The sequence below is a fragment of the uncultured Roseibium sp. genome (genome assembly GCF_947499295.1).
Taxonomy (GTDB): Bacteria; Pseudomonadota; Alphaproteobacteria; order Rhizobiales; family Stappiaceae; genus Roseibium.
On record NZ_CANMNP010000024.1, the window covers coordinates 19,783 to 34,506 of the forward strand.

Annotated in this window: 14 protein-coding genes; 8 read left to right on the forward strand and 6 right to left on the reverse strand. The window is 55.9% G+C overall.

The window, feature by feature from the left end; genetic code table 11:
* Positions 1–13 precede the first annotated feature (13 nt).
* The gene (locus Q0835_RS26575; protein ID WP_298965976.1) at positions 14–967 is read left to right on the forward strand and encodes a helix-turn-helix domain-containing protein; all 954 of its coding nucleotides are present in this window, start codon (positions 14–16) and stop codon (positions 965–967) included.
* 59 nt (positions 968–1,026) lie between these two features.
* Here the strand turns inward: Q0835_RS26575 and pcaQ are convergent, their stop codons facing one another.
* On the reverse strand, positions 1,027–1,947 hold the full coding sequence (pcaQ, locus tag Q0835_RS26580; RefSeq protein ID WP_298965979.1) for a pca operon transcription factor PcaQ: 921 nt from the start codon (positions 1,945–1,947) through the stop codon (positions 1,027–1,029).
* A gap of 92 nt (positions 1,948–2,039) precedes the next feature.
* Between pcaQ and pobA the strand changes: the two genes are divergently transcribed.
* The 7 genes from pobA (at position 2,040) to Q0835_RS26615 (ending at position 8,075) form a co-directional block, all read left to right on the forward strand.
* A complete protein-coding gene (gene pobA, locus Q0835_RS26585) occupies positions 2,040–3,209 on the forward strand; it encodes a 4-hydroxybenzoate 3-monooxygenase (RefSeq protein ID WP_298965980.1) in 1,170 nt (389 codons plus the stop codon).
* Complete coding sequence (gene pcaD, locus Q0835_RS26590) at positions 3,209–4,009, forward strand: 3-oxoadipate enol-lactonase (protein ID WP_298822673.1); 801 nt, start codon at positions 3,209–3,211, stop codon at positions 4,007–4,009. The genes pobA and pcaD overlap by 1 nt, the downstream gene beginning before the upstream one ends.
* Complete coding sequence (pcaC, locus tag Q0835_RS26595) at positions 3,993–4,376, forward strand: 4-carboxymuconolactone decarboxylase (RefSeq protein WP_298965983.1); 384 nt, start codon at positions 3,993–3,995, stop codon at positions 4,374–4,376. Before pcaD ends, pcaC begins: the two co-directional genes overlap by 17 nt.
* A gap of 28 nt (positions 4,377–4,404) precedes the next feature.
* Positions 4,405–5,133 (forward strand): protocatechuate 3,4-dioxygenase subunit beta, encoded by a 729-nt coding sequence (pcaH, locus tag Q0835_RS26600; protein ID WP_298965986.1) that lies wholly within the window; start codon positions 4,405–4,407, stop codon positions 5,131–5,133.
* Between the two features lie 3 nt (positions 5,134–5,136).
* Positions 5,137–5,757, forward strand: coding sequence for a protocatechuate 3,4-dioxygenase subunit alpha (pcaG, locus tag Q0835_RS26605; protein WP_298965989.1), 621 nt, complete (start codon positions 5,137–5,139; stop codon positions 5,755–5,757).
* A gap of 104 nt (positions 5,758–5,861) precedes the next feature.
* A complete protein-coding gene (locus Q0835_RS26610) occupies positions 5,862–6,698 on the forward strand; it encodes a 3-keto-5-aminohexanoate cleavage protein (RefSeq protein ID WP_298965993.1) in 837 nt (278 codons plus the stop codon).
* 54 nt (positions 6,699–6,752) lie between these two features.
* Entirely contained in the window at positions 6,753–8,075 is a 1,323-nt protein-coding gene (locus Q0835_RS26615) for a lyase family protein (RefSeq protein ID WP_298965994.1), read from the forward strand.
* A 51-nt stretch (positions 8,076–8,126) separates the two neighbouring features.
* Here the strand turns inward: Q0835_RS26615 and hypF are convergent, their stop codons facing one another.
* The 5 genes from hypF to Q0835_RS26640 all read right to left on the reverse strand — a co-directional run bounded on the left by hypF (position 8,127) and on the right by Q0835_RS26640 (position 14,719).
* Positions 8,127–10,469 carry a carbamoyltransferase HypF gene (hypF, locus tag Q0835_RS26620; protein ID WP_298965995.1) on the reverse strand — a complete coding sequence of 781 codons (2,343 nt, stop codon included), beginning with the start codon at positions 10,467–10,469 and terminating at the stop codon, positions 8,127–8,129.
* A gap of 98 nt (positions 10,470–10,567) precedes the next feature.
* Complete coding sequence (locus Q0835_RS26625; protein WP_298965996.1) at positions 10,568–12,277, reverse strand: enoyl-CoA hydratase-related protein; 1,710 nt, start codon at positions 12,275–12,277, stop codon at positions 10,568–10,570.
* Positions 12,278–12,279: 2 nt separating this feature from the next.
* A complete protein-coding gene (gene hypE / locus Q0835_RS26630) occupies positions 12,280–13,317 on the reverse strand; it encodes a hydrogenase expression/formation protein HypE (protein WP_298965997.1) in 1,038 nt (345 codons plus the stop codon).
* Positions 13,314–14,468, reverse strand: a complete 1,155-nt coding sequence (gene hypD, locus Q0835_RS26635; RefSeq protein ID WP_298965999.1) for a hydrogenase formation protein HypD — start codon at positions 14,466–14,468, stop codon at positions 13,314–13,316. Before hypD ends, hypE begins: the two co-directional genes overlap by 4 nt.
* Entirely contained in the window at positions 14,465–14,719 is a 255-nt protein-coding gene (locus tag Q0835_RS26640) for a HypC/HybG/HupF family hydrogenase formation chaperone (protein WP_298822662.1), read from the reverse strand. The genes hypD and Q0835_RS26640 overlap by 4 nt, the downstream gene beginning before the upstream one ends.
* Positions 14,720–14,724 lie beyond the last annotated feature (5 nt).

Consider the following 14,724-nt stretch of genomic DNA (forward strand, 5'->3'; position numbering starts at 1 on the left):
TTGGATTAATTTCATGCCATTTTCGGAAAAACTCCCCGACTACCGAAAAATTTCCGTGCTCCTGTTCGAGGCATTTTCAAATCATTGCCTTGCAAACACCATTGAGCCGTTCCGAGCGGCCAACACGATTGCCCGGGAACCGCTATACATTTGGCAGTATTTCAGCATGGATGGAGGCACAGTTACCTCCTCGAGCGGGCTCCCGGTTGAGACCGCTTCCTGGCCGCATGCCCGGCCCCAGGGCGACATTCTGTTTCTCATGCCGAGCTACGGCTTTCGGGACCTGGCAACACCGCGACTGAGCCACACCCTTCGCGCCGCAAGGGAGCGCTTTCAGCTGATTGTGGGATTGGATACGGGCGCCTGGCTGATGGCGTGCGCCGGATTGCTCGACGGACGGCAGGCAACGATCCACTGGGATGAGTTTACGCTTTTCGCTGAGACCTTCCCCGACATCGATGTGCTGGAAGACCGGTTTGTATTGAATTCGGATCTGGCGACATGCGGAGGCGCTTCAACGGCGATCGAACTGATGCTTGAAATGATCAAGCAGCAGCACAGCGCGATGTTCTCGCTCGAAGTCGGCGCTCTTTTCATGCATGGCGACAAGCTTGACCTGCACGACCCTTATCAAAGGATGAGTTCGCACAAACTGGTTGGAAGCGCGACAGCGCTGATGCGACGGACCATCGAGACCCCTTTGACGATACCTGAATTGGCAGGCCGTCTCAAAACCGATCAGCGCGATCTTGAGCGCCATTTTCAAAAGGAAATGACGATGTCACCGCTCGCTGTCTATAAGGCGATACGTTTGCGGGAAGCGCGCCGTCTTGTCGAGCTGACACGTTTGAGTGTTGCGGAGATCGCGACGCGGTGCGGATATCGAAATGCCAGCGCACTGACCCGCGCCTACAGGTTGGAATTCGGGGCACCACCCAGAACCCACCGGAGCGCAACCGGGCCGTAAATCCAGCGACGCACCAATGACATTTCGATCCCCGCATCTCGTTTGATGTCACGTCAGGGTCAGGAGCTCAACATAAGATCCTCGATCACGCGTTGCACCGCGAGACGGAACACCTGCTCTTCCGGTCGCTGAGGTGCCTCGGGCCGCGTCATCAAGCCGACCGGGCCCTTGGTAATGTCCGTATCGAATGGCAGGCGAACAAGATGACCGTCAGCGGTTTCGTTTTGGACGACACCAGATGAGATGATCCAGACGGCATCGGTTTTGCGTGTATAGATTCTGCCGAATGCACCCGAGACCGTTTCAACCTTGTTGGGAAGGTCGCCGACGCCGTTCGCAATCATGAAACGTTCAACCAGGGGCCTGATCGCCGCGCCTTCCGGCGGGTAGATAACCGGCCAATCGGTGATACGCTTGATGTCCGGGTTTTGCAGAAGGGGATGGCCTGCGCGCACCACAAGATCGACACGCTCTGAATAGAGCTGGGTAAAGGACACAGCTTCCATTGAAGCCGGCCGGCCGAGACGGCCAATGACAAGGTCAAGCTTGCCAAGCTTCAGATGTTCGATCAGGTGAGAATGCGGGCCATCCATGATCCGGATCATCACATGTGGTGCCATCTCGGAAAATTCGCGGATAACCGGCGGCATTAGGCTGGCGGCCACGCTCGGCAGGACGCCGACATTCAATGTCGCACGCGCCTGATCACCTTCCTTTTCCACGCCGTCCAGGCCCTGTTGCAGACTGGCCAGGGAAATTTGCGCGAAGTGCAGAAAGACTTCCCCCTGTTTGGTCAGTGCTATTCCCGCCCGATTGCGGGTCATCAGTGTCGCGCCGACGATCTCCTCAAGCTCTTTCAGTGTCTTGGACACAGCTGGTTGCGTAAGACCCAACTTGTCCGCAGCCAGCTTCAAGCTCCGCTCCTGGGCGATTTCAACGAGGCACTGGATGTGACGGAATTTGATGCGGCGATCTATCATTTAGTTATCTATTTTGGAAAGTAAGAGGCTTTATATCTCATTTTACTTCTCAAATTCGTTCATTCAATATGAATTCAGGTGAGGTTAAATACATGCGAACACAAGTTGTCATTGTCGGTGGAGGCCCTTCCGGTCTTCTGCTCGGTCAGCTTCTTCATTTGAAGGGGATCGAGACAGTGATCCTTGAACGCAAGACACGTGACTACGTTCTGGGCCGCATCCGTGCAGGTATCCTGGAGACTGGCCTGGTCGACATGATGCGTGAAGCAGGTGTCGGCAAGCGCATGGACGAGGAGTGTTTCATCCATCACGGCACCTGCATTTCCTATGACGGCGAGATGTTCGACATCAATTTCCAGAAACTGATTGGCGAAAACGTCATCGTTTATGGGCAGACAGAGGTCACACGGGATCTTTATGATGCCCGGGACACCGCCGGTTGCCGGACGATTTTTGAAGTCGAAGATGTCGAGATCCGTGACGCCGATACGGACAATCCCTTTGTCACTTTCAATGTGGACGGCAGTGCGCGCCGGATCGATTGTGACTTCATCGCAGGTTGCGACGGGTTTCACGGGGTCAGTCGCAAGACCATTCCCGATGCGGTGCTCAAGGAGTACGAGAAGGTCTATCCCTTTGGCTGGCTCGGTGTCCTTTCCCAGACACCACCTGTCCATGAGGAACTTATCTACGCCAATTCAGAACGTGGATTTGCGCTCTGTTCGATGCGCAACGAAAGCCTGTCGCGTTACTATGTTCAGTGCGGTCTCGATGATGATCTTCAGGAATGGAGCGATGACAGGTTTTGGGATGAACTCAAGCGGCGCGTTCCAGAAAAGATCGCCGACAGTCTGGTAACCGGGCCCTCCATCGAAAAATCAATTGCGCCGCTGCGCTCATTTGTCTGCGAACCCATGCGCTGGGGTCGTCTGTTCCTGTGCGGGGATGCCGCCCATATCGTGCCGCCAACAGGTGCCAAGGGCCTCAACACCGCCGCCTCTGACGTCCACTACCTGAATGAGGGCCTAGTCCAATACTATCAGGATGGCGATACGCACGGCATCGACACATTTTCGGAAAAGGCACTCGCCCGGATCTGGAAGGCAGAAAGGTTCAGTTGGGCCACCACCAACATGCTGCACCGGTTTCCGGATCAGTCCGAATTCGATCTCAAGATGCAAAGAGCGGAGATTGAATCGCTTCATTACAACGAGACGGCTCAGAGGTGGTTCGCGCAAAACTATGTAGGACTGCCCTACTGATGAAGATAGAACGCCTTTCGGAGGTCGATATTCATTGGCAAGAAGATGGTGACCCCAACGGTTTTGCCGTCGTTTTCGCCAACTCCCTGGGTACCGATCTGCGGCTCTGGGACAAGATTATCGACCGACTGCCGCATACCGGGCTTCGCCTGGTGAGGTTCGACAAACGAGGACATGGTTTGTCTTCCTGCCCACCAGGTCCCTACTCCATGGAAACCCTGGCAAATGACACAGAACAGTTGTTGCGTCTGATCGGCATCGACAAATGTGCATTTGTCGGCCTCTCCATTGGCGGGATGATCGGGCAGTTGCTTGCCCACCGCCAACCGGGCCTGATCCGGGGACTGGTACTGTCAAATACCGGTGCGAAAATGGGTGACGCGGCAATGTGGCAAGACCGAATCTCGCGGATCCTCACAGGAGGCCTTGAAAGCATCGCCGACGCTGTCATGGATCGCTGGTTTTGCAAACCATTTCGCGAAACAACCGAATGCAGAGGCTGGCGTAACATGCTGACGCGAACGCCTGCAGACGGCTATGTTGGTTGCTGCAACGCAATCGCCGATGCCGACCTGACTGGTTCAACGTCCGAGCTGCGGCTGCCCACGCTTGGTATTGGCGGATCAGACGATCTTGCCAGCCCTCCCGAGGTGGTTCGCACGACGACAGCTCTGATACCGGGTAGCCGTTATGTGGAGATTTCCGATGCAGGGCATTTACCGTGCGTGGAACAGCCCGACGTCTTTGCAGGCCATCTGATGACTTTCCTGAAGGAGGACCTCCATGTCAGATCGATATGAAAGTGGCATGAGGGTTCGGCGGGCAGTTCTGGGCGACGATCATGTCGACCGTGCCGAAGACAACAAGACAGAGTTCGATGAGCCGTTCCAGCGACTTATAACGGAGGCCGCCTGGGGTAATGTATGGGGCTCCGGGCGGATCAATGCACGCGAAAGATCCATGCTCACTCTGGCGTTGCTGGCCGCACTCGGCAACTTTGAGGAAATTCCGATGCATATTCGTGCAACGGCAAATACCGGCGCCAGTAAAGAGGACGTCCTGGAAGCTTTTCAGCATGTTGCCATTTACGCCGGGGTTCCCCGCGCCAACCAGGCGCTGAAACTGGCCAAACAAACTTACGCGGAGATGGAAGCCGAAGAGGGGTAGCCCGTTCGACTCCAGAAAGGGAGAAAATATGCTCAAGCCGGGCGAATTCTATCAACGCAATCGCGAACGTCATCCGCCAGCTCTCACGCGGGACTACAAGACCTCTGTCTCTCGGTCTCCGCAATACTCCCTGATAAGTCTTCAGAATTCGGTTTCGGAGACGACCGGACCCGTGTTTGGTCACAACGACATCGACCCGATGGACCGGGACCTGATCTACAACTATGCGCAATCGGGCGAAAGCGCGATCGGTGAAAGGATCATCCTTCATGGCCGGATCCTGGACGAGAACGCCCGACCGATACCCAACACCCTGGTTGAAATCTGGCAGGCAAATGCGGGCGGCCGATACCGCCACAAGAAGGACACATATCTAGCCCCGATCGATCCGAATTTTGGCGGATGCGGCCGGACGTTGACCGACGAGAATGGCTACTACTATTTCCGAACCGTCAAGCCGGGCGCTTACCCCTGGCGCAACTGGGTCAACAACTGGCGGCCGGCCCATGTTCACATGTCGATCTTCGGGACTGCATTCTGTCAGCGTCTGATTACGCAGTGTTACTTTGAAGGTGACCCTTTGATACCCGAATGCCCGATAGTCAAAACAATACCGGATCCTGAAGCGATTGAGCAGCTGATAGCGAAGCTGGACATGAACGCGACGATCCCGCTGGACACCATTGCCTACAAGTTCGACGTCGTTTTGCGCGGGCGTCGCTCGACCCTTTTTGAGAACCGTCTGGAAGGGAACTGACCGATGCCACAGAAATTGCATTATCTGGCAGAAACGCCTTCGCAGACCGCCGGTCCTTACGTGCATATCGGGCTGGCACCGGGCGCGGCCGGCTTTGATATCTATCGCCAGGAACTTGGATGGGACATTGCCGGCCCAGATGCGAAAGGCGAACGAATACGCGTCGAAGGCATTGTCATGGATGGCACAGGCAGTCCGGTGAAGGATGTCATGCTGGAAGTCTGGCAGGCGAATGCCGACGGTTTCTATGCTCATCCGGAGGGTGGTGGAGATGTGGAAGACGGATTTAGCGGATGGGGCCGCGTCATCACGGATTTCGAAACTGGCGAATGGGGTTTTGACACCGTCAAACCGGGGCCAACCACCGGCCGGGATTCAACACGACAGGCACCGCATCTCAATTTCTGGATTGTCGCCCGTGGCATCAATATCGGTCTCAACACCAGGCTTTATTTCGAAGACGAACCCGAGGCAAATGCCAAGGACCCAGTGTTGAACCTGATCGAGTGGGAACGGCGGCGCGCGACGTTGCTGGCCAAGAAGAGCGAACGCGATGGCAAGACAGTCTACCGTTTTGACATTAAGCTTCAAGGTGAAGACGAAACCGTCTTTTTCGACGTCTAGCGACCGGATCCAACAACCGGCCCCTTCGTGGGCCAACATGCTGCTCGCGAGCGGAAGCCTGACAGCACCGGTGTCCAGCGCACACATGAGTTAAGAGAACAATCATGAGCAAACCCTGCATCATCTGTGTCGCCATCACCGGGTCGGTGCCAAGCAAGAAGAACAATCCCGCCGTCCCCATATCGGTTGAAGAACAGGTGGAAAGCACTCACGAGGCCTTCGAAGCAGGTGCTGCTATTGTTCATGCTCATGTTCGCAATGAGGACCAGACACCATCGTCGGATCCAGAAAAATTCGCCCGCCTCAAAGAAGGTCTGGAGAAGTATTGCCCCGGCATGATTATCCAGTTTTCGACTGGAGGGAGGTCCGGGGCCGGACACGAGCGCGGCGGGATGTTGCCGCTTCAGCCTGACATGGCCTCGCTTTCCGTCGGCTCCAACAATTTTCCGACGCGCGTCTACGAAAACCCGCCCTACCTCGTCGACTGGCTGTCCAGTGAAATGAGGACCCATCGCGTCAAACCGGAGATCGAGGCATTCGACCTCAGTCACATCCATCAGGCAGCAGCCATGAACAGAGACGGCCGAATTCCCGGCAGGCTCTATGTCCAATTCGTCATGGGTGTGAAAAACGCCATGCCCGTAGACCGGGATGTCTTCGACTATTACATCAAAACGGTCGAGAGGCTTGTGCCCGATGCCGATTGGTGCGCGGCCGGAATTGGCCGGTTTCAGTTGGACGTCAACGAATGGTGCGTGGCCGCGGGCGGCCATACACGCACAGGACTTGAAGACAATGTCCGGCTGGACAAGGATTCCCTTGCGCCATCGAACGCAGCTCTTGTGAAGCGGGTGGTCGATCTTTGCGAAAAGTATGAGCGGCCCGTCGCGAGTTGGCAACAAGCACGCACAATGCTGGACCTCCCGCAACGTGCCGCTTGACCACCCACGTCTCTTGGCTCTCTATGCAGGGCACGACCTAAGAACTTGAGAGCCATGCCTGTTTCCCTGTTTTCAAGCCCTGTTTACGCTGATCTGTTTGCCGACGAGGAACTCTGTCGGCTCTTGTGTGACGACAGCGACGTCGCCCATATGATCGTGTTTGAGCGGACCCTGGCAATTGTTCAGGGAAGACTTGGGGTCATTCCTGCTATTGCAGCCGGTGAAATCGAGGAGAAACTCGCGCACGCACAAGTCGATCCAGCCCGGCTCGCGGCAGGGACGCAAGCTGCTGGTATTCCCGTACCCGCCCTTTTGACGGAGCTACGCGAGTTGGTCGGCAAAGATGCAGGCGACTGGCTCCATTGGGGTGCCACCAGCCAGGACGTCATGGACACTGCCATGATGCTGCAGGCCAAAGTCGTCTTCGGCATTCTTTCGGCCCGGCTGACGAAACTGATTGATACGCTTCAAAGGCAAAGCACGAGATATGCCGATGTTCTAATGGCGGGCAGAACCCGAAGCCAGGTTTCAACGCCGATCACGCTCGGTTACCGGATCGCGCAGTGGGCTCATCCGCTGATTGACGCTGAAGCCGCATTGCCGGAGCTTCGACATAATGCGCTGAAGGTTCAATTCGGCGGCGCGTCGGGCACCAACAACGCCATTTATCCTGAAGGACCAGCGGTTTCAAAAGCTCTATCGCAGGAACTTGGGCTTGCGGACTCTCCCTCCTGGCATGTCAACCGGACGCCATTGCTCAAGATTTCCAGCTGGCTCGTGCAACTGACGGCCGCCCTGTCAAAAATGGCCCAGGACCTGACGCTTCTTGGACGCAGCGACATTGGAGAAGTCACGAGCGGTGCAGGAGGCGGATCTTCGACCATGCCGCAAAAATCCAACCCCGTGCAGGCCGAAACCATTCAAGTGATCCATCAGATGAGCATCACAGCAGAACACGGCCTTCTCATTGCGGCCAATCCAGCCGAGGAACGCGACGGTGCCAAATGGCCCCTGGAATGGCATTGTCTTCCACAGCTGTTCCTGTGCACCGGCAGGTCACTTCAGCATGCACAAGCTCTCGCCGAGAGTCTGACGCCCCGGCCCGACGGGCTTTCTGGAACAATCGACGCCAATCCGGCCATCATGGCGGAAGCTGCCAGTTTCGCGTTGGCCAAAGCAGGTGTGTCACGCGTTGCAGCCAAGGAGATTGTTGCTGCGGCAAGCACCGACACGCTCCCTTTTAATGAGGCCTTGTCCAGTCGCAGCCCGGTTGAAATCAACTGGTCTGAAATACTGGACCCCTCCTCTGCAATCCGGCCCACACAAGAAATGGCAAATCAGATTTTTTCACGCCGACAACACCGTTCTGCGGACTAAGTCGGAGGAAGCACTTTTCAGTGAAGGCGCTCCAAGATCGCTAACGTCTTTTCACACCTCAGCTTTGATCGCTGCAATGACAGCCTGCCCCAGACAGATGCCACCATCATTGGCCGGGAGTTCCCTCGGTAAGATCACCTCCATGCCTTTGCTCCGCAGTCTTTCTTCCAGTCCATCCAGCAACAACTCGTTCTGCATGACACCTCCGGAAAGGACGATGCGTTTTATACCCCGCTCTTGGGCTATTTGTATGCTGCACCTGGCGAGAGCATCGATCAGGGCAATGTGAAATCTTGCCGATATCCTGCCCCTGTCGACACCTGCTTGCAGATCCTCAAGAAGAGCCGCCCAAAGAGACTTCCAGGTGAATACCTTCGTTTCAGCGCCGTTGATATCGATTGGGTAACCCTCCTCGTTGGAGGCGAATGGCCGGGCCATCGCTTCCAACGCGAGACCTGTTTCGCCCTCAAAGCTTTGCCTCTCCACGCAAACACCCAATGCAGCAGCGACTGCATCGAACATCCGGCCCGCAGAAGACGACAGTGGGGCGTTCAAGCCCTTGTTGATCATCCGGTCCAATATGGAAAGGTTCGTGTCCGTGAACCGGTCGTTTAAGATGCCGTCACAGACTTTGAGAGCCTCTTCCGAACCGAATGCGACTTGCAAATGTGCATACAGATTACGCCAGGGTTCACGTATGGCCGCGGATGCTCCGGGCAAAGAGACCGGCTGGAAGTGGCCAACGCGTTCAAAGTGCCTGTAGCCTCCGACCAACAGCTCTCCTCCCCAAATTGTCTTGTCAGTGCCCAGGCCAGACCCGTCCAGAACGATGGCAAGTGACGCGTCATCGTTGGGAGAAACACCGGCTTCAGCCAGGCAAGCGGCAAAATGTGCATGATGATGTTGAACCTCAGTCAGCTCAGCACCCGCCTCTGCCGCTATCCTGCGGCCGAGCTGGGTGGACAAATAGTCGCTATGACTGTCAATCGCGATCAATTGAGGGTCAAAATCGTACATTCGACGAAAAAGTGTCAGCGTCTTCTGAAAGTCTTCGAGCGTCCGGCGGTTTTCCAGGTCGCCCATGTGCTGGGAGACAATTGCCTGCCCATTCTGGAGAAAACAGAATGTCGACTTCAGCTCTCCACCCATTGCCAGAACAGGTACCGATGATTGCCTGAGCACTTCTGCCAGACGGATTGGCGTGGGTGCGAGCCCCCTGGCGCGGCGCAAGACAGCATTTCCGGACCGGGACATCCGTACGACACTGTCATCAAGCCGGTTCATGATCGCCCGGTCATGCATCAGATACGCGTCGGCAATCTGATTGAGAGACTTACGCGCTTGTGTGTTTTCGATTGCCTGAGGCTCTTCAGACAAATTGCCTGAGGTCAGCACAATCGGCCTGCTGAGTTCCGACATCATGAGATGATGCAAAGGCGTATAAGGCAGCATCACACCGAGGCGATCTGTTCCCGGCGCAAGTCCTGAAGCAAGGCCGGTTTCTTGCTTGGGTTCAAGGAGGACGATAGGAGCGGCAGCTGAGGTTAGCAGGTCCGCCTCTTCTTTACTGACATCACAATAGGCCCGAACCTGATCAAGGTCCCTTGCCATGATGGCCAACGGCTTTCGGGGTCTTTTCTTTCTTGCGCGCAGCGTATCAACAGCCTTGTCGTTGCTCGCGTCGACGGCCAGGTGAAATCCACCAATGCCTTTCACGGCAACAATCTCACCTTTTGCAATGCGCTGCGCGATCAACTTTATCGGCTCAGTCGCGCCAACTTCGTTGCCTGCCTGTTCAACCCATACCCTGGGACCACACTGCGGACACGCAATGGGCTGAGCATGAAACCTCCGGTCGGCAGGTGCCTCATATTCAGCCTGACAATGGGCGCACATGACAAAAGGTGCCATCGACGTGCTGGCACGGTCATAGGGAATCGCGGTGACAATGGATAACCGCGGGCCACAATGGGTGCAATTCGTGAACGGATACCGAAAACGTCGGCCCGCAGGATCGAGCGTTTCGCGCAGACAGGCCGGGCAGGTGGCTGCATCCGGTACGATGCCGGTCGCCACCTCTCCTGCCATGCTTGTGGTGATCTGAAATCCGGCAAGAGCTTTGTCGAGCGGGGCCGTGTCGGGTTCAGATCTGATATCGTCAATCCGGGCTAACGGTGGAGCTTCCGCGCGCAACCTGGAGAGAAATCTAAGAACAGCGTCTTCTGGCCCAATGACGGTTGCCAAGACGCCCGCCGCATCATTCCAGACCTTTCCGCTGAGACCTTCTTCTTCAGCCAGACGCCAAACGAACGGACGGAAACCGACACCCTGGACAAGTCCAGTAACGCGAACTCGTGTCGCTCGTATTCCTGGATTTGACGCGTGACTATTCATTGGCAGAACACCGTTGGAGACATGTGCAAACTGCCTTCGTTTTCTGTTTGCTCCGATCTGGCATCTGTCCTGCCAACGATTTGATCTCACTTTCGGGCCTACAATTCGGATGTCGTTCTGAAAATCGACGGTTGCGATCGACGCTTGTTCTTGCCGGCGCGATGAACAGCGAGGGTTAGCGGGGTCCGCGATTTCGGTACTTTCCGGACGAAATTGTATCTGGCGACATGATAGCTGGGATCGAACCCGAAAAAGTTCTTGTGCATCTGCTCAAGTTCGCGAGCGCGATAGGATGCAAGCGGTTTCGACAGTTCATCGCGCGCGCGCACCTTTCGTTTTGTGCACAAACGATCAGTCAGGTTCTCGCTGGCCAGCCTATCTGCAGCAGCAGCTACCGCGCCCGGGAAGGCACTGTGATCCTCTTCAAATAGTCTGTCAGCAAGACCCAGGGAGAGTGCTTCGTGTGCCCCCATTGGCAGGCGCGCCTGCGTTATCTGCCTGGCGTTCTCCGCACTGGTAAATTTCGGGAGCAGATAGGTCCAGTATTCCGAACCATAGAGGTTGCCCATATCCTTGTAGTGCGGGTTGAGCACCACACCTGACCTTATCCAGACCTCATCTGCCGCCCGGGCCAGAAACACACCTCCCGCCCCCGCATTGCCGCCGACCGCCGAAATGATCCACTTGTCTGTTGTCCTGATGATTGCTTCGGAAAGATCGTCCATCGCCCGGATGTTGTCCCAGCTTTCCTCTGCCGGGCTTTCAGCAGCTTCGATCAGATTGAGATTGAGACCGTTTGACCAGTGATCCCTTCCACCCATCAGAACCAGTATATTTGCGTCGCTGGCAACGGCTGTCCGAAACACACTCAGAAGCCGCCGGCAGTCATCTGTTCCCATGGCACCATTATAGAAATCGAAGTGAAGGTATGCGACATCTCGTATGATCTTCAAAGAGATGTCGCGATAGCCGCCAGACACTTCGGTCAATGCAGCCGATTGCGTTGCAAAGGCCCTGGTTGCCGGAAGTTTGACCCCATCTTTTGAAGCTTTGCGGACATGGCCTATCCAGACGGCTCCGTCGACAGTTTTGATCGCAATCGCCGGACCGGAGCGCATCAGCACAGTTCCCGGTTCAATCGCATCGTCCAGGGCCTCATGGCAGGGTCTGGCATCATAAAAATAGACTTTTTTACCTAAGACTTCGTCCAGCACCCCGGGCATGCCATCAGCCGAGCGGATCTTCCGCAGGACTGTTTCAGTTTCATCGTTCTGCCAATCGACCTGCCTGTCCACCTGACTCACAGAAGGCCGCCAGCCGGAGAGTTTTTCCGTGATTTGTTCAGGAGACTGACCACGTTCGAGCTTTTCAAGAGCTTCAATAACCGCCGCCACCGCCGCCTCCGAGACCTCATTGCGGTAGAGACTAGATTTTGAGGCGGGCCTCAGTGCGAAAGAGCGGCTGGCCCAGACAGGACCAGCATCCAGTTCGGCCACGGCCTGAAGAACCGTCACACCCCAGGTTTCGGCATCGTCAAGGATTGCCCAGTCAAGCGCATTCGGTCCGCGGTCTCCCGGTGGTCCCGGATGAACGACGAAACACTTCAGGTTTTCATGGACCGATGCAGGTATTGCCCGTTTCAAAAACGGAGCAATCAGGACATCCGGCTTGAACATGGCCACCGCTTCTTCTGTCACCGCATCGTTGATATCGAATTCGACCGAGACGTCATGCCCAGTCGAATTGAGATCGCAAAAGAGTTTCTGGGTCAGCGAATTGAAGCCGTGGCAGAGAAGAAGGATCCGCATAATCAGCAGATCCTTGGAAGCTGTTCACCCGAAAGCCAGTCCACGACCCGCAAACCCCCGATTTCCGTCTCCATTTCGACAAGTCGTGCTTCATCTTCCGTGACCCTGCCGATGATTGCGGCGTCGCGCCCAAGCGGATGTGCCTGCATGACGGACAATAATTTGCCGGCATCAGCTTGCTCACATAAGCAGACAAGTTTGCCTTCGTTTGCCACGTGAAGCGGATCCAGACCCAGGAGCTCACACGCTGCCGAGACGTCATCTTTTACCGGTATTGCGGTTTCGTCGAGATGCATGCCAACGCCCGCCGCCCGGGCCAGTTCGTTCAAAGTGGCCGCGAGGCCCCCACGGGTCGGGTCCCGCAACACCGCAATATCCGGGGCCGCAGCAACCATATCGGCAACAAGCGTATGCAGCGCGGCACAGTCGGACAGAATTTCGGTTTCAAATTCCAGGTTCTCCCGCTTCGACAGGATGGCAACGCCGTGGTCTCCAATCGAGCCTGACAGAAGAATCGCCTGACCGGGTTTCGCGCGCGCCACCGATATCTCGACCCCGTGCGGCACAACACCCAATCCGGTTGTCGTTATGAAAACACCGTCGCCCTTGCCTTTTTCAACGACTTTGGTGTCGCCTGTCACAACCGGGACACCGGTCTGGCTGGCTGCCGAAGCCATGGACATGACAATCCGCTCCAGGTCGGCAAGGGGAAACCCTTCTTCAAGGATGAATCCCGCTGTAAGACAAAGAGGCCTTGCGCCTGCCATCGCCACATCATTCAATGTTCCGTGGACAGATAGGGACCCGATATCTCCACCTGGAAAGAAGAGCGGCGAGATAACATGCCCATCCGTTGAAACCACCAGCTTTCCCGGCTCAGCTTCCAACAAGGCCGCATCATGGCCCTGATCCAGGATCGGATTGCTAAGGTGCCTTTGAAACAGATCCTTGATGAGCTCTGCCATGGCCCGGCCACCGCCACCATGCACCATGTCTACCGTACCATTCCGTCGCCCGGGATCCGACGGTGCGACAGTCATGCCGCGGCCTCCTGCCGGGACGAACGCGCCTTGTCGCGATACCGGCCGTATGTCCAGTAAGCGGCGCAAGCCCCTTCAGAGGAGACCATGCAGGATCCCATCGGATTGTCGGGCGTGCAAACGGTTCCGAAAAGCTTACAATCCGTTGGTTTTTTGACGCCGCGCAGGATGGCCGGGCATTCGCAGGATTTTACTTCACGCGAGACTTTTTCCGTAACCTCGAAACGCTTTTCTGCATCGAACTCCGCAAAGTCTTTTCTTATTTTCAATGCGCTATAGGGCACTTTGCCGAGGCCGCGCCACTCGAAACTCTGACGCAACTCGAATACCTGTGAAACAAGATTTTGCGCTTTCAGGTTTCCTTCGCGGGAAACGACACGCGTATATTCATTCTCAACCTCATGACGACCTTCGTTGATCTGCCGCATGAGCATCAAAGTGGACTGCATCACGTCCAAAGGTTCGAACCCTGCAATCACCACAGGCTTACCGAATTCCTCGGCGAAAAACTCATAAGGCTCAGAACCGATTACCGAGCTGACGTGGGAGGGCCCCAAAAAACCGTCGATCCGGACGGTTCCAAGGTCCCGCACTTCTGGCGATGCCAGAATGTGCCCAATCGCAGACGGCGTCAGAACGTGATTGCAAAAAACTGAAAAATTGGACAATCCCTCTTTCTGCGCCTGAATAATGGCGACTGCTGTCGGAGGCGTCGTGGTTTCAAAACCGATTGCGAAGAAGACAACTTGCCGACCGGTATTGTCGCGGGCAATCTTGAGCGCATCCATTGTCGAATAGACCATGCGAATATCTGCGCCAGCCGCTTTAGCCTTGATAAGGCTGCGTTGCTTCGTTCCGGGAACACGCATCATGTCGCCATAGGTGCACAGAATAACGTTATGACGCTCGGCAATTTCCACGGCGTCATCCAAGCGCCGAACCGATAGAACACAGACCGGGCAACCGGGCCCATGAACAAAACGAACATTCTCCGGCATCAAGTCCTTGACACCGTATCGGAAGATTGCGTGTGTGTGCCCACCGCAGAATTCCATAAGGTTGTAGGTCCGGCCCGGGTCAGCTTCCTGACGAATGCCCAGGGCTATGGATTTTGCAAGATCCCGATCGCGAAACTCATCGACATATTTCATCGGGATGCCTCCTCGATGTCATCAAGCTCTTCCTGGAGCACACCGACCTCCGCCATGAGAGCGAGCGTCCGGTTAGCTTCCTCCGGGCTGACCTTATGGAGCGCGTATCCCACATGAACCAGCACGTAGTCGCCGACCGACAAGTCCTCGACCAAGGCAATAGATATCTTTTTCCTGATCCCCTCCAGAGCGACGATTGCCATGGCATCGTCCAGCAGTTGGGTGACCTTCGCCGGGATAGCCAGACACATGATCT

What these genes read in the sequence shown, in the direction of transcription:
- Q0835_RS26615 (WP_298965994.1), top strand. Translation starts at nt 6,753, where the DNA reads ATGCCTGTTTCCCTGTTTTCAAGCCCTGTTTACGCTGATCTGTTTGCC.
- Q0835_RS26610 (WP_298965993.1), top strand. Translation starts at nt 5,862, where the DNA reads ATGAGCAAACCCTGCATCATCTGTGTCGCCATCACCGGGTCGGTGCCA.
- pcaC (WP_298965983.1), top strand. Translation starts at nt 3,993, where the DNA reads ATGTCAGATCGATATGAAAGTGGCATGAGGGTTCGGCGGGCAGTTCTG.
- pobA (WP_298965980.1), top strand. Translation starts at nt 2,040, where the DNA reads ATGCGAACACAAGTTGTCATTGTCGGTGGAGGCCCTTCCGGTCTTCTG.
- hypF (WP_298965995.1), bottom strand. Translation starts at nt 10,469, where the DNA reads ATGAATAGTCACGCGTCAAATCCAGGAATACGAGCGACACGAGTTCGC.
- Q0835_RS26625 (WP_298965996.1), bottom strand. Translation starts at nt 12,277, where the DNA reads ATGCGGATCCTTCTTCTCTGCCACGGCTTCAATTCGCTGACCCAGAAA.
- pcaG (WP_298965989.1), top strand. Translation starts at nt 5,137, where the DNA reads ATGCCACAGAAATTGCATTATCTGGCAGAAACGCCTTCGCAGACCGCC.
- hypD (WP_298965999.1), bottom strand. Translation starts at nt 14,468, where the DNA reads ATGAAATATGTCGATGAGTTTCGCGATCGGGATCTTGCAAAATCCATA.
- pcaQ (WP_298965979.1), bottom strand. Translation starts at nt 1,947, where the DNA reads ATGATAGATCGCCGCATCAAATTCCGTCACATCCAGTGCCTCGTTGAA.
- pcaD (WP_298822673.1), top strand. Translation starts at nt 3,209, where the DNA reads ATGAAGATAGAACGCCTTTCGGAGGTCGATATTCATTGGCAAGAAGAT.
- Q0835_RS26575 (WP_298965976.1), top strand. Translation starts at nt 14, where the DNA reads ATGCCATTTTCGGAAAAACTCCCCGACTACCGAAAAATTTCCGTGCTC.
- hypE (WP_298965997.1), bottom strand. Translation starts at nt 13,317, where the DNA reads ATGACTGTCGCACCGTCGGATCCCGGGCGACGGAATGGTACGGTAGAC.
- pcaH (WP_298965986.1), top strand. Translation starts at nt 4,405, where the DNA reads ATGCTCAAGCCGGGCGAATTCTATCAACGCAATCGCGAACGTCATCCG.
- Q0835_RS26640 (WP_298822662.1), bottom strand. Translation starts at nt 14,719, where the DNA reads ATGTGTCTGGCTATCCCGGCGAAGGTCACCCAACTGCTGGACGATGCC.